This window comes from Hamadaea sp. NPDC051192 (assembly GCF_040682475.1).
GTDB lineage: Bacteria > Actinomycetota > Actinomycetes > Mycobacteriales > Micromonosporaceae > Hamadaea > Hamadaea flava.
On record NZ_JBFBAZ010000108.1, the window covers coordinates 1 to 20,275 of the forward strand.

Annotated in this window: 16 protein-coding genes and 1 riboswitch; of the genes, 3 read left to right on the top strand and 13 right to left on the bottom strand. The window is 70.8% G+C overall.

The window, feature by feature from the left end:
* Window positions 1-138 precede the first annotated feature (138 nt).
* Window positions 139-1,125, bottom strand: coding sequence for an L-glyceraldehyde 3-phosphate reductase (gene mgrA / locus AB0M47_RS31715; RefSeq protein WP_363420547.1), 987 nt, complete (start codon window positions 1,123-1,125; stop codon window positions 139-141).
* A 152-nt stretch (window positions 1,126-1,277) separates the two neighbouring features.
* Window positions 1,278-1,386, top strand: a riboswitch (glycine riboswitch).
* A 73-nt stretch (window positions 1,387-1,459) separates the two neighbouring features.
* Between mgrA and gcvP the strand changes: the two genes are divergently transcribed.
* A complete protein-coding gene (gene gcvP, locus AB0M47_RS31720; RefSeq protein WP_363420549.1) occupies window positions 1,460-4,261 on the top strand; it encodes an aminomethyl-transferring glycine dehydrogenase in 2,802 nt (933 codons plus the stop codon).
* Window positions 4,262-4,495: 234 nt separating this feature from the next.
* On the opposite strand, the gene AB0M47_RS31725 is transcribed toward gcvP, so the two are convergent.
* Window positions 4,496-4,693, bottom strand: coding sequence for a DUF5999 family protein (locus tag AB0M47_RS31725; RefSeq protein ID WP_253750622.1), 198 nt, complete (start codon window positions 4,691-4,693; stop codon window positions 4,496-4,498).
* Window positions 4,694-4,894: 201 nt separating this feature from the next.
* On the opposite strand from AB0M47_RS31725, the gene AB0M47_RS31730 reads away from it, so the two are divergent.
* A complete protein-coding gene (locus tag AB0M47_RS31730) occupies window positions 4,895-6,106 on the top strand; it encodes a chorismate-binding protein (protein WP_363420552.1) in 1,212 nt (403 codons plus the stop codon).
* A 139-nt stretch (window positions 6,107-6,245) separates the two neighbouring features.
* On the opposite strand, the gene AB0M47_RS31735 is transcribed toward AB0M47_RS31730, so the two are convergent.
* The 10 genes from AB0M47_RS31735 to AB0M47_RS31780 form a co-directional block, all read right to left on the bottom strand.
* Entirely contained in the window at window positions 6,246-8,027 is a 1,782-nt protein-coding gene (locus AB0M47_RS31735) for a substrate-binding and VWA domain-containing protein (protein WP_363420554.1), read from the bottom strand.
* A 130-nt stretch (window positions 8,028-8,157) separates the two neighbouring features.
* Complete coding sequence (locus tag AB0M47_RS31740) at window positions 8,158-9,324, bottom strand: type III PLP-dependent enzyme (RefSeq protein ID WP_363420556.1); 1,167 nt, start codon at window positions 9,322-9,324, stop codon at window positions 8,158-8,160.
* Entirely contained in the window at window positions 9,311-10,726 is a 1,416-nt protein-coding gene (locus AB0M47_RS31745; RefSeq protein WP_363420558.1) for an IucA/IucC family C-terminal-domain containing protein, read from the bottom strand. The genes AB0M47_RS31740 and AB0M47_RS31745 overlap by 14 nt, the downstream gene beginning before the upstream one ends.
* Window positions 10,726-12,300 (bottom strand): IucA/IucC family protein, encoded by a 1,575-nt coding sequence (locus AB0M47_RS31750; RefSeq protein ID WP_363420559.1) that lies wholly within the window; start codon window positions 12,298-12,300, stop codon window positions 10,726-10,728. Before AB0M47_RS31750 ends, AB0M47_RS31745 begins: the two co-directional genes overlap by 1 nt.
* A 227-nt stretch (window positions 12,301-12,527) precedes the next feature.
* On the bottom strand, window positions 12,528-13,265 hold the full coding sequence (locus AB0M47_RS31755) for a TSUP family transporter (protein WP_363420580.1): 738 nt from the start codon (window positions 13,263-13,265) through the stop codon (window positions 12,528-12,530).
* A gap of 441 nt (window positions 13,266-13,706) precedes the next feature.
* Window positions 13,707-14,921 carry a sporulation protein gene (locus AB0M47_RS31760; RefSeq protein ID WP_363420561.1) on the bottom strand — a complete coding sequence of 405 codons (1,215 nt, stop codon included), beginning with the start codon at window positions 14,919-14,921 and terminating at the stop codon, window positions 13,707-13,709.
* A gap of 75 nt (window positions 14,922-14,996) precedes the next feature.
* Entirely contained in the window at window positions 14,997-15,527 is a 531-nt protein-coding gene (locus AB0M47_RS31765) for a DUF6886 family protein (protein WP_363420562.1), read from the bottom strand.
* A 29-nt stretch (window positions 15,528-15,556) separates the two neighbouring features.
* A complete protein-coding gene (locus AB0M47_RS31770) occupies window positions 15,557-16,363 on the bottom strand; it encodes a methyltransferase domain-containing protein (RefSeq protein WP_253750598.1) in 807 nt (268 codons plus the stop codon).
* A 9-nt stretch (window positions 16,364-16,372) separates the two neighbouring features.
* Window positions 16,373-16,999 carry a thymidine kinase gene (locus AB0M47_RS31775; protein ID WP_363420582.1) on the bottom strand — a complete coding sequence of 209 codons (627 nt, stop codon included), beginning with the start codon at window positions 16,997-16,999 and terminating at the stop codon, window positions 16,373-16,375.
* 140 nt (window positions 17,000-17,139) lie between these two features.
* Window positions 17,140-18,495, bottom strand: a complete 1,356-nt coding sequence (locus tag AB0M47_RS31780; RefSeq protein WP_363420564.1) for an MFS transporter — start codon at window positions 18,493-18,495, stop codon at window positions 17,140-17,142.
* A 284-nt stretch (window positions 18,496-18,779) separates the two neighbouring features.
* On the opposite strand from AB0M47_RS31780, the gene AB0M47_RS31785 reads away from it, so the two are divergent.
* Window positions 18,780-19,016 (top strand): hypothetical protein, encoded by a 237-nt coding sequence (locus AB0M47_RS31785; protein WP_363420566.1) that lies wholly within the window; start codon window positions 18,780-18,782, stop codon window positions 19,014-19,016.
* Here the strand turns inward: AB0M47_RS31785 and AB0M47_RS31790 are convergent.
* The gene (locus AB0M47_RS31790; RefSeq protein ID WP_363420568.1) at window positions 18,942-19,811 is read right to left on the bottom strand and encodes a lysophospholipid acyltransferase family protein; all 870 of its coding nucleotides are present in this window, start codon (window positions 19,809-19,811) and stop codon (window positions 18,942-18,944) included. The two genes, AB0M47_RS31785 and AB0M47_RS31790, sit on opposite strands and share 75 nt — an antisense overlap.
* Window positions 19,812-20,275 lie beyond the last annotated feature (464 nt).

Sequence of the window (20,275 nt, forward strand, 5' to 3'; positions counted from 1 at the left end):
GGGTCGAATCTTGACCCAAGATTCGACCGAGAACCCTGATCCGGCGCCCAGCGATCCGGCGCCCAGCGATCCGGCGCCCAGCGATCCGGCGCCCAGCGATCCGGCGCCCAGCGATCCGGCGCCCAGCGGGTGCCGGGCCTAGAGAAGTTTGTCGATCTCGGCCAGTTCGGCGTCGGTGAACTCCAGGTTGTCCAGCGCGGCGACGTTCGCCTCCAGCTGGGCGACGCTGGACGCGCCGATGATCAAGCTGGTCATCCGGGGGTCGCGCAGCGCCCAGGCGAGGGCCAGCTGAGCCAGCGACTGCCCGCGCCCACGGGCGATCTCGTTCAGCGCGCTGACCTGAGCGAGGCGTTCCGGGGTCAGGTCGCTCTCGTTCAGGAAGACGCTGGTGGCCACCCGGGAGTCGGCCGGTACGCCGTTGAGGTAGCGGTCGGTGAGCAGCCCCTGGGCGAGCGGGGAGAACGCGATGCAGCCCGCGCCCACCTCTTCCAGGGTGTCGAGGAGCCCGTCGTCCTCGATCCAGCGGTTGATCATCGAGTACGACGGCTGGTGGATCAGCAGTGGTGTGCCCAGCTCGCGCAGGATGGCGGCCGCCTGAGCGGTCTGCTCCGACTTGTACGAGGAGATGCCGACGTAGAGGGCCTTGCCGGCGCGGACCGCCGCGTCCAGCGCCATCATCGTCTCCTCCAGCGGCGTGTCCGGGTCGAACCGGTGGCTGTAGAACACGTCGACGTAGTCGAGCCCCATCCGGCGCAGCGACTGGTCCAGGGAGGCCGTCAGGTACTTGCGGGAACCCCATTCGCCGTACGGGCCGGGCCACATCAGGTAGCCCGCCTTCGTCGAGATCACCAGCTCGTCCCGGTACGCCGCCAGATCGGTGGCCAGCAGCCGCCCGAAGGTCTCCTCGGCGGTGCCGGGCGGGGGACCGTAGTTGTTCGCCAGGTCGAAGTGGGTCACGCCCAGGTCGAAGGCGCGCAGGACGATGTCACGCTCGACCTCGTAGGACCGCTGGGCCCCGAAGTTGTGCCAGAGGCCGAGGGAGATCGCGGGCAGCCGCAGGCCACTGCGCCCGGACCGGCGGTAGGTCATCTTGTCGTAACGATCGGAAGCGGCGGTGTAGGTCACGATCTTCACCCTAGACCTCGGCTTCGGCAGGCGTCCGGGACAGCGGGAGAACACCGGCGGCCGGACCCGCCGGTGCATGATCGCACCGGCACGCCGGAGACATGCGTAACAGCACCGTCATGGGGGGCACTGGTACCGTTGCGGGTAGCTGGTACGCCCGCGCGGGAGAGTCCGCGTACCCCGGCCATAGACCGGGCAGAACGGCGCCGAAGGGGCAATTCCTCCCCGGAACCTCTCAGGCACCCGGACCGCACGGGTCGGCGACGCTGGAGCGCATGGTGCGACAGCGGGGGAGGACGACATCGTCCCCGCCTCCCTGGGAGCAATCGAACCCATGACGAGCCCATTCTCGTTCTCCGCGCGGCACATCGGCCCCACCTCCGACGACGCCCGCCGCATGCTGGAGTCGGTCGGCTACAGCAGCCTCGACGAGCTGATGGACGCGGCCATTCCGGAGGCCATCCGGTGGCACGAGCAGCTGAGCCTCCCGGCCGCCGCCACCGAGGCGGAGGTCCTGGCGGAGCTTCGCGACCTGGCGTCGCGCAACCAGGTTCTGACCTCGATGATCGGTCTGGGCTACTACGGCACCCACACCCCGGGCGTCATCAAGCGCAACGTCCTGGAGAACCCGGCCTGGTACACGGCCTACACGCCGTACCAGCCGGAGATCAGCCAGGGCCGGCTCGAGGCCCTGCTCAACTTCCAGACCGTGGTCACCGACCTCACCGGCCTCGAGACCGCCAACGCGTCGATGCTCGACGAAGCCACGGCGGCCGCGGAGGCGATGACGCTCGCGCGCCGCTCGTCCAAATCCAAATCCAACGTGTACGCCGTGGACGGCGACACCCTGCCGCAGAGCGTCGACGTCATCCGTACGCGGGCGGAGCCGCTCGGCATCGAGGTTCGGGTGGTCGACATCGAGCGGGAGCTGGACTTCGAGTACTTCGGCCTGCACGTGCAGTACCCGGGAGCCTCGGGCGCCGTCCGGGACCACGCCGCCCTGATCGAGGCGGCCCACGCTCAGGGCGCGCTCGTCACCGTCGCGGCCGATCTGCTGGCCCTGGTCCTGCTGCGGGAGCCGGGCGCGATCGGCGCCGACATCGCCTGCGGCAGCGCGCAGCGGTTCGGCGTACCCATGGGCTTCGGCGGGCCGCACGCGGGCTATCTGGCGGTGCGCGCGGGACTGGAGCGCTCGCTGCCGGGACGGCTCGTGGGCGTCTCGCGGGACGCGGACGGCAACCGCGCCTACCGGCTGGCGTTGCAGACCCGCGAGCAGCACATCCGCCGCGAGAAGGCGACCAGCAACATCTGCACCGCGCAGGTCCTGCTCGCCGTGATGGCCAGCATGTACGCCGTCTACCACGGCCCGAACGGGCTGCGGGCGATCGCCCGCCACGCGCACGACAGCGCGACGCTGCTCGCGGCGGGGCTGCGCGACGGCGGGGTGGAGCTGGCGACCGGGCAGTTCTTCGACACGGTGACCGCCGTCGTGCCGGGCCGGGCCGCCGAGGTCGTGACGGCCGCCGCCGAGAACGGCGTCAACCTGTGGGCGTTCGACGCCGACCGGGTCGGCATCGCCTGTGACGAGACCACCACCGCGGCGGACATCGCCGCCGTGTGGGCCGCGTTCGGTGTCGCCGGGGTCGCCGAGACCGACGCGCCCGAGCTGGAGTTCGGGCGTACCAGCGACTTCCTGACCCACCCAGTCTTCCGGACGCACCACTCCGAGACGGCGATGCTGCGCTACCTGCGCCGCCTGTCCGATCTGGACTACGCCCTCGACCGGGGCATGATCCCGCTCGGCTCCTGCACGATGAAGCTCAACGCCACCACCGAGATGGAGGCGGTGACCTGGCCCGAGTTCGCGAACGTCCACCCGTTCGCGCCGGCCGCCCAGACCGCCGGGTACGCCGAGCTGATCGGCTCGCTGGAGGACTGGCTGGCCGAGCTGACCGGGTACGACGCCGTCAGCGTCCAGCCGAACGCCGGTTCGCAGGGTGAGCTCGCCGGCCTGCTGGCGATCCGGGCGTACCACCGGTCGCGGGGCGACCTGGACCGCGACGTCTGCCTGATCCCGTCGAGCGCGCACGGCACGAACGCCGCCAGCGCCGTGATGGCCGGCATGCGCGTGGTCGTGGTGGCCTGCGACGAGAACGGCAATGTGGACCTCGTCGACCTCGACCGCAAGCTCGCCGAGCACGCGGAGCGGCTGGCAGCCATCATGGTGACCTACCCGTCCACCCACGGCGTGTACGAGACGAGCATCGCCGAGCTGTGCGCGAAGGTGCACGACGCGGGGGGCCAGGTCTATGTGGACGGGGCCAACCTCAACGCGTTGGTCGGATTCGCCAAGCCCGGCAAGTTCGGGGCGGACGTGTCGCACCTGAACCTGCACAAGACGTTCTGCATCCCGCACGGCGGCGGCGGTCCCGGCGTCGGCCCGGTCGCCGTCCGGTCGCATCTGGCGGCGTACCTGCCGGGGCGGGGTGACGAGGCCGTCAAGGCGATCTCGGCCGCCCCGCATGGTTCGGCTGGCATCCTGCCGATTCCGTGGGCGTACGTGCGAATGATGGGCCCGGACGGGCTCGCGTCAGCCACCGCGCATGCGGTGCTGGCCGCGAACTACGTCGCCGTCAAGCTGCGCGACCACTACCCGGTGCTCTACACCGGGAACAAGGGCCTGGTGGCCCACGAGTGCATCCTCGACCTGCGGCCGCTGACGAAGTCCACCGGCGTGTCCGTCGACGACGTGGCCAAGCGGCTCATCGACTACGGCTTCCACGCCCCGACGATGTCCTTCCCGGTCGCCGGGACGCTGATGGTCGAGCCGACCGAGAGCGAGGACCTGGGCGAGCTGGACCGGTTCGTGGACGCCATGGTCGCCATCCGGCGCGAGATCGACGCCGTCGCCGAGGGCGCCTGGCCGAAGGACGACAACCCGTTGGTCAACGCCCCGCACACCGCGGCGATGGTCAGTAGCGACGAGTGGACGCACGCGTACCCGCGGTCGGTCGCCGCCTACCCGGGCGGGATGGACCCGGTCGGCAAGTACTGGGCGCCGGTGCGGCGCATCGACGGTGCGTACGGCGACCGGAACCTGGTCTGCTCGTGCCCGCCGCCGGAGGCGTTCGCCTGATCCGGGCTGCCTGATCCGGGCCCTGGACGTCACGAGGCCCGGCCGTTCGGTCGGCCGGGCCTGAAAGTCTCTGGTACTGCGTGTCTTCCGTACTGCGTGTCTTTGGTTCGCGGTGCCTTCGGTTCGGTGCTGCTTCGGTGAGCGCTCGGCGGGCGATGGTGCTGTCCGGTGGGTCGGCGGCTGACCGTCGGTGTCAGCCGGGGGACTGGTCTGCCACGGGAACCGTGGCGCAGGTCACGCGAGCGCGTGCACTGCGGGGCCTCGCTGCGGTGCGATCATTCTCCCGTCCGGGAGCAGCTCGCCGGTGTCCTCGAAGGTGATGACGCCGTTGCAGAGAAGGCTCCAGCCCTGCTCCGGAAAGCTGGCGACGACCCGGGCCGCGTCACGGTCGACGGCGTCGGCGCTCGGGCAGGGCGGTTGGTGCTGGCACATGGGGTGGTCTCCGCTGTGGTTGAGGGGTGATGCCTCGCCACTGTAGTGACGAATCACACGCCCCTGTGGAGTTGGTCACATGAACAGTCACGCACGCTACTACGCCGAACGAGGCGATTTCGAGCAAGTAACGCCCCTCACACCCAGTAATCAACCCTTTGGATGATCCAAGTGAGTCCGGTCGTCGTACATTCGGTATCCATGCGGGGGCTTACCGCGGCCGCCGGGCCGCCCGGCGTACCGGCTCGGTGCCGGGCGCACGCGACGCCGGTGGCCCGGCTGGAATGGCGGCCCGGCGATCCGGTCGCCGCCGGTCGGACCAGCGCTGACCTCGTCGAATTCTTCTTGCGTGAGCACGGCTTGCCGGTGAGTGATCTCGGTGCGGCGGAGTCCGGGGTCGATCTCCGGCACGGCCCCGGGGACGTCTGCGGAGCCGCCCTCTACGTCTCGGCGGCGGCCGGGGCGACCCTTGCCGGCGCGTCCCCCGGACGGCCGACACCGGTCCCCGAAGTGCCCGAAATAGCCGCCATCGTGTACGCGCATTCGGAATATTCCCTCACGCAGAGTAGTGATCTTGGCTCTCGGTCGGCCGTAGGGTCGGCTCGGTTCGCGCTCGAGCCCTGGGTTCCCAGTTGGTCCGAGGCCGATCATGCCGAAGCGGTGGCCGCCGTCCGGGACGCGATCGCCATGGGCGACGTGTATCAGGTCAACGTCGTCGGGCACTCGGCGGCGGCGTACGCGGGCGATCCGGCGCCCGCGTTGGCGCGGCTGGCCGGGCTGCGGGGAGCGCACTACGGCGGGCTGATCGGCGGCGAGGGGTGGGCGGTCGCCTGCGCGTCCCCGGAGACGCTCGTCCGCGTACGCGCCGGAATTGCGCAGACACGCCCGATCAAGGGGACCGCCAAGGCGACCGAGGAAGGGCGGGCGCAGTTGCTCGCCTCGGCCAAGGAGCGCGCCGAGCACATCATGATCGTGGATCTGGAGCGCAACGACCTCGCGCACGTGGCCCAGATCGGCAGCGTACGCGTCGAGGAGCTGTTCGCCCTGAAGCACTGGGGCGACCTGTGGCAGGCGGAGTCGACCGTGACCGCCCAGCTGCGACCCGGCGTGGGCCTGGCCGAACTGCTCCGCGCGGTATGCCCCGGCGGCTCGGTCACCGGCGCGCCGAAGCTCGCCGCGCTGGCCCAGATCGCCCGGCTCGAACCGGTCGGCCGGGGGGCGAGCATGGGCGCCCTCGGTTGGGTCGGCCGGGACGGGCTGGATCTCGGGCTGACCATCCGGACGGTGGCCGCCACGCCGACCCAACTGCACCTGTGGGCCGGCGGCGGGATCACCTGGGGCAGCGACCCGGCCGCCGAGGTCGCCGAAGCGGCCGCGAAGGCCGCGCCGATCAAAGCACTCCTCAGCGCCTAATCCTCTCGCCCCCAGCGCCCGCTCCCACCCCCGCTCCCGCACCCGGGATCTGTCCGTTGATCATGGAGTTTCCGGTGTCGACACACCGTCGAGACAACGGTTAACTCCATGATCAACGGGGTGGGGCGGCGGTGAGCGGTCAGCGGACGCCGAAGATGGCCTTCTGCATGACGGGCGTGATGTCGTAGGAGCCCTTCGACACCAGGGGCGCGGGCGCGCCCGGTGCGGAGGCCGACGAGATCTGCGAGAGGACCTTGCCGTTGGCGTCCGGGCCGAGCGCGATCGACACGATGGTCACCGGCCGCTTCGGGTCGCCCTTCTTCAGCTGCTCGAGCAGCTGCGCCAGCTTGAGGTTCTTCTCCTGGTCGTCGTTCGCGCCGTCGGTCAGCAACACCACCATGTTGGCGGCGTCGGGCACGTACTTCGCCTGGACCGCCTTGTACGCGGCCAGTACCGCCTCGTACATGCCGGTGTTGCCGCCCGCCTTGAGGTCGTCGATGGCGGACTTCAGCTTCGACTCACGGGTGCCGCCGTCCATCTCGTCGTCGAGCGGGCCGAGCTGCACGTTCTCGACGTAGGACTTGCTGCCCGACTTGTTCGACGAGAACGACCACAGGCCGGCGTTGCCCTTGCCCTGGAAGACGTCGACCGCCTGCCTGGCCGCTTCCTTGGTCAGGTCCAGTTTGGACTTGCCGAGGCCGGGCACGTCGGCGCCCATGGAGCCGGAGACGTCGAGGACGAACAGCGCGTTGGTGAGCCGGGTCAGCGCCGTCCAGGTGTTGATGGTGTCGTTGACCGCGTCGGTCAGCAGTACGCCTCGCGGCAGCGCGGTCAGCGTCGACAGCACGCCGTTGTCCTGAGTGAAGTCCGGGCCCGGCTTGCGGTTGGCGTCCCGGTAGCCGGCGTTCTGGAAGGCCGTGCGGCCGTCGGTGCGGATGTAGCGCAGGAAGGCCCGGGCGACGTCCTGCCGCGGCTTCTGCACCCACTCGGCGTTGTCCAGCACGAGGTACGGGTTGTCGGCCTCGATGTTGCTCTTGGGGTAGATCGCGACGAGCGGCGAGTTGGGGTGCGCCCGGTTGTGGGCCAGCACCTCCTGCTCCAGGGCCGGGAACGCCGAGACGTAGGTCAGCCCGCCTTCGCCGCCCTGGCCGCCCTTGGAGTCGAACTCGTCCATGATGGCGTTGGTGTCGTCGGCCTTGACCTCGAGCACCGTCTTGAGCTTGAGCAGGCCCTGCCGCTCGGCGTCCGAGACGTCTTGGTCGTCGTCGCGGTCGATGATCGCCGACAGGGCGAGCAGACCGGGCGTCGACTGGCCCGGGTCGGTCATGCCGAGCTTGAACTTGCCCCAGCTCTTGCCGTAGGAGTTCCAGCCCTTGACGGCTGCCTGGTCGAGGACGGAGGTCCAGTCGACCTTGGCCGTCGGCCAGCCCAGCGCCTGCGCCATCGCCTTCGGCATGGCCAGCACGACCGGCGACCGGGCGACGCTCGGCTGGAGGTCGGGCAGGATGGCCTCGGCGTCGCCGGTCTGGGCGCTGCGGAACCACGCGCTCGACTCGGGCACCCAGACGTCCGGCTGCTGGCCCAGCTCGCTCGGCCACACCCCGGACAGGGCGTTGGCGACCTTGTTGGAGTCGGCCGGGGTCACGGTGACCTTGCCGCAGTGGCCGTCCACGTTGGGGTTGGTAGCCGCCCAGGACTTGCCCAGATCCGCGAGCAGCGTCGCGGTGGACGGCGCCGCGACGATCGTCGCGGTCACCTCACCGGAGCAGCGGTCGGCCAGGAAGTTCTGGTAGCCGTAGACGCCTCCGCCGGCGGCGACCGCCACGAGGAGGGGCACGAGGATGAACAGCGCGGTGCGGCCGCTGCGGCGAGGGGAGCTGCGGCGGTGCGACCGGACGGCGGCGGAGCGACCGTTCGGCATGTCGGGTGCCTCCGAGGGGGTGGCGGGGCTAAATAGGGCTCATTGGGGGTGAGACCCGGCACAGTCTAGGGGGTTACCAGAGGGTTGCGCTGTTCTGGGAGACCATCTTGTGATCACCCGTCACAGACTGTCAGAGGACGATCACATCCGGGTGTGGATGGCGGAGGAACTCGTGGTGGGAGATGTCCCATCCGTACGCTCCGGTCTGGCCGAAGACCAGCAGGTCACCGACGCGCAACCGGTCGATGGGCGTACGCCGGGCGAGCACGTCACGCGGGGTGCACAGTTCGCCGACGGCGTCCACTTCGACGCCGGAGATCTCCGGGCGCGCCCACGGATGGGGCCAGTCGTCGACGCGTACGACGGTGAACGGGTGGCTGTAGCCCCAGGCGGCGGGCAGCCGGAAGTGATGGGTGCCGCCCCGCAGCACGGCGAACCACCGGCCGTGGGTGCGTTTGAGGTCCAGCACCTCGGCGGCGTACCAGCCGGCGGGGGCGGCGAGGAAGCGCCCGGGTTCGAAGGCCAGTTCCACACCGTCCGGCAGGTCCAGCGCCGACCAGTCCAGGGCGGTGAGCTCGAACGAGCGGGCGGGGTCGTCGTAGGAGATGCCGAAGCCGCCGCCCACGTTCACATACCGCAGCTCGATGCCCAGCTCCACCGCCGTACGCCGGGACCAGGCGACCGCCTCGGCGGCGAACGCGGCGTACGCCGGGGCGTCGAGGGAGTTGCTCACCGCGTGCAGGTGGAACCCGCACACCGGTACGCCCAGCTCCCGGGCCAGCGAAGCGACCGAGGCCAGCTGCGTCTCGTCGATGCCGAACGGCGTGGGCGTACCCGTCATGGCGTGCGAGCCCGCCGGACCGGCCACCGCCCGGTTGACCCGCAGCGCCACGCGGGCTGACGTGGGGAGCGGGCCGAGGGCGGCCAGCCGCCGCAGTTCGAGGGCGCTCTCGACGTGCAGGGTCAGCTCGGTCGTCCGGGCGGCGTCGTGTGCCGCCGACAGCTCGGCCGGAGTCTTGGCCGGCCCGCCGAACGCGATCCGCCGTGCCCCCGCGTCGAGGGCGAGGGCCAGTTCGCCGCCGGACGCGACCTCCAGCCCGTCGGCGGTGTCGGCGTACGCCCCGACGAGATCCGGATGCCCGTTGGCCTTGACCGCGTAGTACAGCGTCGCGCCCGGTGGCAGCGCGGCGCGGACGGCCGCCACCCGCTCCCGAGCCACCCCGGTGTCGTAGACGTAGGCGCACACCGGGTGCTTCGCCGAAGCCAGCGCGGACAGCACCTGATCAGGCAGGCTCATGCAGCGGATTCTCCATCGGGACGTAGACGTCGCCGCGCGCCGGGTCGAGCCGCATGCGGACGAGCGCCTTGTGCGGCACCGTCGGCGCGGTCAGGAACGCGTGATCGGCCTTGGCCGGGTCCGGCCGCGCCGGGGCGAGGTCGTCGTAGATCTCGTCGACCACGCCGCGGATCGCCGCCCACGCCCCGGGCGGGTCGCCGAGGGCGTGCACGACGTCGCCGAGATGTGCTTGGAACGCCGTGTACGCCACCTTCGCCAGCAGCACGGTCTCGTCGTCGGTGCCGACCACCGAACCGGGCCACAGATCGAGGCTCAGCCCGGCCTCGGCCAGCCGCCCGCGATGCAGCCGCAGCCCGGCCAGGTCCCGAAGGATCAGCCGGGTCGGCACGCCGCCGGTGAAGGTCACCAGGCAGTTCTGCAGGTGTGCCTCCAGCCCCACGCCGTATCGCGTGACCATGCCGAGCACCGGGGTCAGCAGCAGGCGGGCGTACTGCTCGGCGAAGGCCGTCATGGACAGCCCCGAGCGCGCCAGCAACAGCTTCGCGATCGGCTCGCCGGTGATCGGATCGGCCGCCGACAACGCGATCGCCGGCACGGCGTGCTCGCCGGGCGCCATCGGCGGCAGCGGCTCGCGGAGGATCGCCGACAGGTCCCGGCCCGAGCCCAGCGTCGACGCCGTCCCGACCGGCTCGCGCAACAGCACGGCCCGCTCGTCGCACTCGGCCAGCAGCGGCGGCAGCACCGCCGACAGCAGCGGGCCGTTGCGCGTACTGGCGATGGAGATGGTCCGCCGAGTCGAGGTGATCTGCACGTCGAGCGACACCTTCAGATAGCCCACCGGAGTCCACAGTGTTCGGACGGCCGCGGTCACCCGCGCGGGCAGGCTCGCGTCCAGCACCGGCAGCTGCGGGTACCGCTCGCGCACGACGCCCAGCTGCCACTCGTGCACCGGCTGGGCGCGATGCCCGCGCGGTGCGGGCACATCGAGCCGCTCACCCAGGTCGTCTCCGACATGATCATCAACTGGTACGCCGACGAAGCGCACCGTCGTCCCCGGGCTCTCCAGGTCGTGCGCCTCCGCGTCGGTACGCGTCCAGCCCAGCCGCGTACGGCCGCACGGATGCAGGTTGTGCCCCTCCGTGGCCAGCTGCTCCAGGCGTACCACTTGGTCGTCGGCAGGCTGGCCCTGGACCAACGTGAGCAGGTCCGGTGCTCCGGAGGCGCGGGCCTGGTCGTCGGCCGCAGACCGGCGGCGGTACGCGAGCGTGAGCTTGTCGATCGCGTCGTCGAGTTCGGCCCGCAGCGGCGCGGTCACCTCGCCCGGCGTGAGGCCCTCGCGCCGCAGCGCCGCGGCGAGCTTGCCCTCGACGGCGTCCTCGGCCCGGCTTCGGAAGTCTGTCATCACACTCCAGCCAGCGGATTGGTGATCGGGGTCCAGATGTCAGCGACCGGATCGGCGGCCAGCCGCATCGCAGTAGTCGCCTTGATCGGCAGGGTGGTTCCGGCCAGCGCCAGCCGATCGCGCGGATCCGGGGCCTGCTCGGCGAGGTCGGCCGCCATCCGCCAAAGCGTCTGGGGATCGGCGCCGTGCCGCTGCTGGAGCGTGTGCGCGATCTCGGTGAGCACCACGGCGAACAGCGTCGCGAACGGCTTGGCCCGCAGCTCGTCGAGATCGTCGGTGACCAGGCTGCCCTGGACGCTGGGCAGGTCCATCCCGGCCTCGCGCAGGCGACCGGCGTGCAGATGGATGCCGCCGACGTCCCGATAGCCCGCCTCGGCGGGCCGGCCGTACGCGAGCCGGACGAGCAGATTCTGGCCGTGCGCCTCCAGCCCGGCGCCCCGTGCCAGCAGCGTCAGCACCGGTGGGATCAGAACGGTCGTCAGATCCCGCCAGAACGCCACCGGATGGCCCCCGTAGCCGATCCGCAGGATCTGGTCCAGCACGTCCGGCTGGGCGACCGCCGCCAACGGCGTCCACACGTCACCCGCCTGCGGCATGGGGGCCCGTCGGACGGCGTACGCCAGCATCGGGTGCGGCGCGCCGTCGACGAGGACCGCGCCTGCGGCGACCTCAGGGAAGACGCGGATTGGCAGATCTGCCGCGAGCCGGCTCAACAGGTCGCTCACCAGGGGTCCGTTATGGACGGCGGCGGGGGAGACCTGGCGTACCGCGCTGGTCATCTGCACGCCCAGCGCCGTCTTGTAATGCCGGGACGGATCCTTCGCCGCCGCCAGCGTCCGCAACGACATGAGCGGCCGGGCCACGATCCGTTCGCCGGTCGGCCGTACGCCGGAGTTCCGCAGCAGTTCGGCGAAGTACCTCGCCTGCCACGGATGGAGCACCAGACGCGGCGGCGCGCCCGCGCCCGTGGTGAGCCACCGGCTCGGCGGCACCGACCAGATCTCCAGCTCGACCGGCGTGCGGTGCTCCGGGGCGTACGCGAGGACGTCGGCGGTCGACATCCCCAGCCGGGTGCGGCAGCACGGATGCAGCGGGTGGCCGTCGACGACCGACTGCTCCAGGACCGCCAGCCCGTTCGGTTCGCCCTGCAGCTCGGTCAGATCCACTCTGGGCTGCCCTGTCCTGGCCAAGGCCAGGTTCGCGACGCTGTTGCTGAGTTCCCGTTGCAGCCCTTGGGTTTCCGGGTTCACGGCGGTCAACAGCTCCGCCGGATCGGCGTACGCCCCGGTTCCGCCGTCCACCTGTACGCGGATGCGGACGTCGGGGCTGGCTTCGGCGTACTGGTCGAGGGCGGGGCCGATGGCCATGCGGCCGTCGGTGAGCGTCACCAGGGCGTCGCCGCCGACCGTCCTGACCCCGGCCACCCCGGGAATCGGCTCCCGGCGCAGGGCCGTCCACAGTCGACGTAGGACCGCCGCCCGGGCCGCCGGAAGGTGTTCGTCGAATCCGTCCACCAGATCGGGACGGCTCTCCAGCAGCGCCCGCCGGGTCTGTTCGGCATCGGGGTGAGTCACGATCACATTGTCATACACCTAGAGTCCTAGGATGCCCTACGCGGTGTGACTGTTCCACGGTTAACGCCAAGGCACCTTCGGCGCCTTTCTAGAAAGAGCGCCTTCGGCGCACCGACCCCGCCCAGCCCCGTTGATCATGGAGTTAACTGTGGTGTCGACGGTGTGTCGTGGCCGGAAAGTCCATGATCAACGCGCGATGAGCGCGGGGAGGGGCGCGCGGGGGACGGTCAGTGGAACTGGTCCCAGCCGAGTTTCGCGACGAGTCCGAGGACGACGACGAGTAGCACGATCCGGATGAACTTGGCGCCCCGTTTGAGGGCCAGTCGCGCGCCGAGTTGGGCGCCGGCGATGTTGCAGACGGCCAGGATCGCGCCGAGGATCCAGTCGACGTGGCCGAAGTAGCCGAAGACGGCCAGCGCGCCGAGGTTGGTGCCGGTGTTGAGGATCTTCGCCATCGCGCTGCCGTGGACGAAGTCCGCGCCGACGATGCCGGTGAACGCGAGGACGAGGAAGGTCCCGGTGCCGGGGCCGATGGCGCCGTCGTAGAAGGCGATGGCTCCGCCGCCGAGGGCGATCATGGTCGCGATGCGTACGCGGGTGCGTTTGGCGGGGTCGGCGGCGAGGCCGAGGCTGGGCCGGAAGGTGACGAAGAGGGCTACGGCGACGAGGACGCCGAGGATGACGGGCCGGTACGCGCCGGCGGGGACGCTGCCTGCGAAGAGCGCGCCGAGGCCGGAGCTGAGGACGGCGAATCCGGCGGCCGGGCCGGCCACTTTCCAGTCGATGGCGGTGTGGCGGGCGTACGTGTAGGCGGCGGAGGAGGTGCCGGCGATCGCGGTGAGTTTGTTGGTGCCGAGGATCGTGGGCAGGGGGAGGCCGGAGGCCAGCAGCATGGCGGGGAGGACGACGAGGCCGCCTCCGCCGACGATGGCGTCGACGGCTCCGCCGGTGGCTGCGGCGATCATGAGGAGGGGGAGTCCGGCGAAGTCCACGGCTGCGGATTGTGGCCGTTCGGGGTGGGGCCGGGCCAGTTCGTGTGATGAGTGGCACTGGCGGGTGGGGCTTACCGTGTCAGCCATGTCGATGGGTACGCCGGGGGAGCCGCGGCGGGCTGCGATCGGGTCGGTGGCGGAGCATCGGCGGTTGTTCGCCGAGTTGGCCGAGTGGTATGCGGTGGCTCGTCCGGTTGCCGGCCCTGTGGGGCGTTGATCAGCGGCGGGGGCCGCCCATCTTTCGGCGTTGTTCGGCGATGAACATGCCGCCTGCTCCGACGGCGATGAAGAAGAGCGCGAAGCAGACGACGGCCTTGAACATGGGCGTCAGCCTAGCTCCGCGCTCTGCCTGGTGACCAGTGGGTCAGCGGGTGGGCCGGCGGGTGGGCCGGATGGCAGGTCGGTGGGTGGGTGTCAGAAGTCGCCTCCGCCGAAGTCCCCACCACCGAAGTCTCCGCCGCCGAAGTCGCCTCCGGCGTCGTACCCGCCACTGTCGTAGCCTCCGCCGTCGTAGCCGGTGTCGGCGTACCCGGGGTCGTAGCCGGTGTCGGTGTATCCGCTGTCACCGGCGTCGCCGCCGGTGTCGCCGCCGGTGTCGTAGTAGTTCTCGGTGACGTTTTCGGTGACGTTCACGTCGGGGGTCATCATGTCGCTGATGACCATGCCGCCGAGGAAGCCGAGGGCGGCTCCGCCGGCTCCGGCGGCGATCATGCCGCCCATGCCGGGGCCGCGGCGTCCGCTGTCGTAGCCGCGGTAGTCGTAACCCCGGTCATAGCCCCGGTCGTGGCCGCCGCGGTTGCCGGCGGCGGCGTATCCGGGTCCGCTGGGGCGGTAGCCGGGCTGCTGCTGGTAGCCGGGTTGGGCGGGCTGCATGAACGCGCCGGGTTGTGCCGACTGCTGGGGGACGCGGGCGAGGGCTTCGCGGACCCAGCTGCCGATGATCTCGGTGAGGTCGCCGCCGGCGTCGGTGTGGGCGAGGGTGTGGTGGATGGGCGGGCTGCCCCAGCCGGCTTCGATCGCGATGTCCAGGGCGTGCGCGTTGGCCGCGAAGTTGAGGCTGAGTTGGGGCAGGTGCGCGCCGGGCTGGCGGGCGTCGGCGGGGGCGTAGAACGCGATGCGCTGGACGACCGGGGTGGGGAGGCCGGCTTGCTGGCCTGGGCGTAGGTCGGCGCGGATGAATCGGCAGCCGAGGGTGCCGAGGGCGTCGAGGAGGTGGTTGTGGACCGGCAGGGGGGCGACTGTGAGCGGGTCGAGGTCGGTTTTGCCGGAGCCGCCGCGGACGTCGACCTGGGTGTGTACGCCGAGGGTGGTGCCGGGCAGGGGCTGGCCGTAGATGGTGGTGATGGGGGTTTCCCACGGGGTCTGGCTGTTCAGGGGGATCGCGTGGGTGGCGCCGGCGGGCAGGGTGAAGCGTCCGGTGGCGTGGATGCGGGCTACTTCGAAGGTGGCGCCGGCGGATTGGGCCACGAGGATGAGGGTGATGCCTTCGATGTCGGTGTCGGAGCCGCCGCCTTTGAGGTGGATCTGGCCCTGGAGGGGGCCGCCGGGGGTGGCGGTGGGGGTGGACAGCACGGTGTCGACGGTGGGTCCGCCGATGCCGAGGCTGCCCAGGAGTTTCTTGAAGACCATCTGCCCATGATGGCTGCTGGGCGCAAGTTCTGCCGCTGCCGTGCGGGCGTTTCAGGGAAGTCTCAGGGGTGCGGGTCAGGGTCGGGGGCGGGCGTTGCGCAGCCGGATGCCGCTGAAGGCGAGGGTGCTGGTGATGACTTCGTCCCACCAGGGCCACAGGGTGGTGGTGAGGCGGAGTTCGATGGCGGCGTCGCGGTGGGTGGTGAGGAGGTCGCCGACGGGTTCGGCGGGGCCGAGTGGTTCGACGGTGGTGGTGGCGACGTATGCGTGGCCGTCTTCGTGGATGGGGTGGAAGGCGGCGGCGGGGAGGCGGTAGGCGTACAGGGTGGTGGTTTGGAGGGTGGGGAGCCAGTCGTATTCGATGACGTGGACTCGGGTGATGGTGGGGCCGAGGAGGCGTGCGGCGTCGGCCGGGTCGGTGTCGGGGGTGGTCCAGGCCATGGCGCGGGGGCATTGGCGGGGGAACCAGTAGGACGGGCTGTGGTGGGTGTCGACGGCCCACACGTAGGCGCCGGCTTCGCGGGCGGTGGGGGCGATGTGGGGGTGGAAGACGGTGATGGTGGGGTCTTCGGAGAAGTGCAGGAGTTCGCCGGGTCCGGGGCGCATCCGGGCGACGGTACGCGCCCCGGACCCGGTCAGGCGAGTGGTTTGACCGCGATGACGTGGAAGAGCCGGGCGGTGAGTTTGTAGGGGAGCCGGTCGGCGAGGGCGATCTCGAGGCGTTCGAGTTCGGCGTAGAAGCTGGCGTCGTATTTGCGGTCGTCGTCGGCCATGTAGTCGCAGACGCTGCGGATGCCGTAGTGGCCTTCGACGCGGGCGCCGAGTTTGGATAGGACGGCGATGACTTCGTCGGCGGTGCGGGGGGTCATCGGGGCGCCGAAGGTGCGGGTCATGCGTACTGGTGAGTTGAGGGCTTCGAGGGCGGCGGAGGGGTCCTGTTCGCGTACGGCGACGCGGAGGGGTTCGCTGTGGGCGTTGTTGCTGATGACGGAGAGGACGCCGCCGGGGCGCAGGGTGTCGAGGCAGGTGGTGAGGGCGGCTTCGACGTCGGTGACGTAGGGCAGCAGGTTGTGGCAGAGGACGAGGTCGTGTTCGAGGCCGGCGAGCAGGTCGGGCAGGCGGGCGACGTCGGATTCCACGATGGTCATGCGGTCGGCGACGCCGGCTTTGCGGGCGAGTTCGGTCGCGGCGGCGAGCATCTGCGCGGAGTAGTCGACGAGCGTCACTTTGTGACCGGCGGTGGCGAGGCGGACGGCTTCGACTCCGTTGCCGCCGGCGACGTCGAGGACGTGTCCGGGGGCTCCGCCGGGGAGGGCTTCGTCGAGGTGGCGGGCGAGGTTGGCGGCGGCGATGGCGTACCGCAGTCGTCCCCAGGGTGCGTCTTGCCATTGACGCCAGGCTGATATGGCTTCGTCGAAGGTACCGCTGCTTACTCGTCCCATAGGGTGACGCTACTCAGCCGAGCCGTCGTGCGCCAGAGCGGTGTCCGTGGTGCCCAGTTCGCCGGCGCGGTAATGGCGGCGGCACAGTACTTGGTAGCGCACGTCGGCTTCGGTGGCGCCGGTGTCGCCGATGACGACCTGTTCGCCTTCGCGGGCGACTGTGCCGGCGACGATGCGGGCGTTGAGCAGGCCGGCCCGGCCGCACCAGCAGAGGACTTCGACTTGGAGGCGGTGAACGCTGTCGGCGAGTTCGAACAGGCGGCGGGCGGCGGGGAACAGTTGGGAGCGGAAGTCGGTGGCCAGGCCGAAGGCGTACACGTCGACGTCGTAGGTGTCGACGAGGTCGGCGAGCTGTTCGATCTGGTGCTCGGTGTAGAAGCAGGCTTCGTCGCAGATCAGGTAGTCGACGGCGGCGCCGGCGGCCCAGCGTTCCCGGACGAGGGTGACCAGGTCGAGGTCGTCGGTCACTTCGACGGCGTCGTGGGACAGGCCGATGCGGGTGGTGACGCGGGGGCTCATGGACCGGTCGTTGCGGGTGAGCACGACGCCGCGGCGGCCTTGCCGGGAGTGGTTGTAGTCCATCTGCAGGGCCAGTGTGGACTTGCCGCAGTCCATCGGCCCCCAGAAGAACTTCAGGGAGGCTCCGTCGCGTAGTCGGCCGTCGCCCGCCGCATGGCAGGACGCCCCGTGTCCGGTGTGATCCACGGGCGGCAGCCTAGTAAACGCAGGCTGCCGTGTGCACACCACCCGGTGTGCACACGGCGTACACGTTGATGTTAGAGAAGCTTGGGCGGTGTGTTGCCGGCGGCGGCGATCGCGCGCCGCATGGGCACGGCGAGCAGTGCGGCGAAGCCGAAGATGAAGAACGCGATGAGTGAGACGATCGCGAACCGGTAGCTGCCGGTCTGGTCGAACGCGAAACCGAACAGCAGTGGGCCGAGCCAGCTGGTGCCCTTGTCGGAGATCTCGTACAGGCCGAAGTATTCGCCTTCGCGGCCCTTGGGGATGAGTTGGGAGAACAGCGACCGGGAGAGGGCTTGGCTGCCGCCGAGGACCAGGCCGATCGCGGCGGCGAGCGCGGCGAAGGGCAGGACTTCGCCTTCGGGTAGGAAGTAGGCGGCGATGACGATGACCGACCAGACGGCGAGGCTGCCCAGGACGGTCTTCCACGCGCCGAACAGCTTGGCGAGCCAGCCGAGCAGCAGTGCGCCGCCGAACGCCATGAACTGGACCATGAGGATGACCGGCATGGTGACGGTGATGTCGAAGCCGAGTTCTTCGGAGGCGTAGGTGCCGGCCAGGCCGATGACGGTCTGGATGCCGTCGTTGTAGACGAGGAACGCGATCAGGAAGAACAGGGTCAGCGGGTACGCCTTGAGGCTGCGCAGGGTGTGCCACAGCTGGCGGAAGCCGTCGAGCAGGACGTTGCCGTGGCGTTCGCCGCCGGTCGCGGGCCGGTCGCGGAGCCACATCAGCGGCAGGGTGGTGAACACGGCCCACCAGACGCCGGCGGAGACCAGTGACCAGCGGGCGACTTCGGCCTTGCTGTGGTCGTCGGTGCCGAACAGGACCACGGCGACGACGTTGAACAGGAACAGCAGACCGCCGCCGAGGTAGCCGAACGCCCAGCCGCGGCTGGACACGGCGTCGCGGTCGTTCTCGTCGGCCAGCTGCGGCAGGAACGAGTTGTTGACCACGACGCTGGCGCCGAACGCGACGTTGGCGATGAGGAACAGGGTCGCGCCGAGGGCGTACCGGTCGCCGGTGAGGAACAGCAGGCCGATCGTGGCGAACGCGCCGATGTAGGCGAACAGGCCGAGCAGGCGGCGTTTGCGGCTGGACCGGTCGGCCATCGCGCCGGCGATGGGCAGCACGAGGACCTGCAACGCCACCGACAGGGAGGTGGCGTAGGGGAACAGCGACCCGGCTTTGAACGTCAGGCCGAGCAGGTGCACGTTGCCGGCGGCGTCGGCGCCCGCCTTCGCGATCGCCGTCAGGTAGGGGCCGAGGAAGGCGGTGACGACGGTCGTGGAGAACGCCGAGTTGGCCCAGTCGTAGAAGTACCAACCGAGCCGCTCCCGCGGCGTGGACAAGGCGGCGGCCCCCGTCTGGGGCGGCGCTTCTGCGGTCATAGCGGCAGATGATGCCAGTACCGGGTGCCGGCCGCGATCATCCGGGTGGCCGGTCCCGTCGCGGCGCGCCGCGGGCGTCGGGTGTGTGCCGTCCGCACGTCCATCTTCCTGGCGGGTATCCGACGTTCTACCGAGGGTAGGTCTGCCGGTTGCCGGATGCCTCTAGTCAATCCGTACGTCGTCAGTGACAATGTCCGAACGATCGTCAATTTAATAGGCAGGCCTCGAAGGGGTGGGACACGCCGGCGGCACCGGTCCCCCCGGCGGCGCGGGAGGGTGGGGAGGTGTTCGGGTTGGCTGCCGAAACCGGCTCCGACGACTGGGTGGTGCGCCTTGCCCCCGATCAGGTGGCCCTGCTGGAGCGGCTGGCCGACGGGCAGACCATCGCCGCGGCCGCGGCATCGGAGTGGATGTCGTTACGGACCGCGAACCGCCGGGTCGCCGAGTTACGGACGCTGCTGGGGTTGGCCAGCACCCGGGAGGTCGTCGCCGCCTACATCAAGCACCGTCGGCGTACGTGAGTCGGGTTTGAACGATCGCCGGGTCTCGCTGGGCCGGGTCGGGTCGGCGTACGCGGGCCGGTCGGGTTCGTCTTTGCGCAGTGGCACCAGTTCCGAGTGCAGCGCGGCGATGATGCGGTCGGTGGCGCGCTGGACGTCTCCGCGGACGGCGGGGTCCAGTCCGGACAGGTCGATCGGGGTGCCGAAGTGCACCTTCACCGTCGGGCGTACGCGGATGTCCCGCCATACGGCGCGGGCGAGGTTGGGCAGGATGTCGGCGTACGGGATGACTTCGTGCGACCCCCATTGGGCGACGGGGACGACGGTCGCGCCGGTGATCAGCGCCAGCCGGGCCATGCCGCTGCGGCCCCGTTCGGGCCACAGCCCGGGGTCGAGGGTGATGCGACCCTCCGGGTAGCCGGCCACGACGCTGCCTTCGGCGAGCGCGGCGACCGCGTCGTCGACGGCTGCCGACGCCAGCGCCTCGTCGGCCGACACACGGGTCCGGTTGACGCGGATGTGCCCGCTGGCCTTCATCGCCGCGCCGACGATCGGCGCCCGGAACAGGCCGCCCGTCGCCATGATCCGCGGCCGTACGCCGATCTTGCGGGTGGCGGCCGACAACGCGATCGGGTCGAACGTGCCGATGTGGTTCACGGCCAGGATCAGCGGCCCGTGGCGCAGCCCGGCCGGCACGTCGCCGGTTATCTCGAGCCGGGCCAGCAGGCCGGTCAGGATCCGGGCGAGGCCCTGCAGCACGCGCCAGACCAGGGGCGCGCGCCAACGGGGGCCGGTCGGGGCAGTCGTCGCGCTCATCGCGGGACGATCGTGGCACACCCGGGGCTGGGCCGGTGTCACCGGGGCGTCTCGTGCGGCTCATGCGGTGCGGCTCATGCGGTGCGGGTCGGACGGCTGTCGCGCCGGGCCCGCGTGGGCGAGCGGGCGCTGCTGCCTCGCGCGGCGTGCGCCATGCAGGCGCGTCGTGCGAGGGCGGGTTCCGGACTGCCCGGATACGGTGATCTCCGGAAGGCGGAGCACCTTTCCGGTGGCCGGTGAGGTACGCGAACGTCCGGAGATCACCGAGCCCGTCCGGAGATCACCGAGCCCACCCAGCCAGGTCTCGACACGCGAACATCCGAAGATCACCGGACCGGGCCGACCCGGCCCGCGAGCCTCCGGAGCGCACCGAGCCGGCCCAGCCAGGCCTGGAACGCGAGTGTCCGGAGGTCACCGAGCCCACCCGGCCAGGCCCGGCCGCAGCAGACATGACCCGCCCGGCA

Coding starts and splice junctions, on each gene's coding strand:
- AB0M47_RS31780 (WP_363420564.1), bottom strand. CDS start 18,495: ATGACCGCAGAAGCGCCGCCCCAGACGGGGGCCGCCGCCTTGTCCACG.
- AB0M47_RS31755 (WP_363420580.1), bottom strand. CDS start 13,265: ATGATCGCCGCAGCCACCGGCGGAGCCGTCGACGCCATCGTCGGCGGA.
- AB0M47_RS31765 (WP_363420562.1), bottom strand. CDS start 15,527: ATGCGCCCCGGACCCGGCGAACTCCTGCACTTCTCCGAAGACCCCACC.
- AB0M47_RS31745 (WP_363420558.1), bottom strand. CDS start 10,726: ATGACAGACTTCCGAAGCCGGGCCGAGGACGCCGTCGAGGGCAAGCTC.
- AB0M47_RS31735 (WP_363420554.1), bottom strand. CDS start 8,027: ATGCCGAACGGTCGCTCCGCCGCCGTCCGGTCGCACCGCCGCAGCTCC.
- AB0M47_RS31760 (WP_363420561.1), bottom strand. CDS start 14,921: ATGGTCTTCAAGAAACTCCTGGGCAGCCTCGGCATCGGCGGACCCACC.
- AB0M47_RS31790 (WP_363420568.1), bottom strand. CDS start 19,811: ATGAGCGCGACGACTGCCCCGACCGGCCCCCGTTGGCGCGCGCCCCTG.
- AB0M47_RS31730 (WP_363420552.1), top strand. CDS start 4,895: ATGCGGGGGCTTACCGCGGCCGCCGGGCCGCCCGGCGTACCGGCTCGG.
- AB0M47_RS31770 (WP_253750598.1), bottom strand. CDS start 16,363: ATGGGACGAGTAAGCAGCGGTACCTTCGACGAAGCCATATCAGCCTGG.
- AB0M47_RS31725 (WP_253750622.1), bottom strand. CDS start 4,693: ATGTGCCAGCACCAACCGCCCTGCCCGAGCGCCGACGCCGTCGACCGT.
- AB0M47_RS31740 (WP_363420556.1), bottom strand. CDS start 9,324: ATGAGCCTGCCTGATCAGGTGCTGTCCGCGCTGGCTTCGGCGAAGCAC.
- gcvP (WP_363420549.1), top strand. CDS start 1,460: ATGACGAGCCCATTCTCGTTCTCCGCGCGGCACATCGGCCCCACCTCC.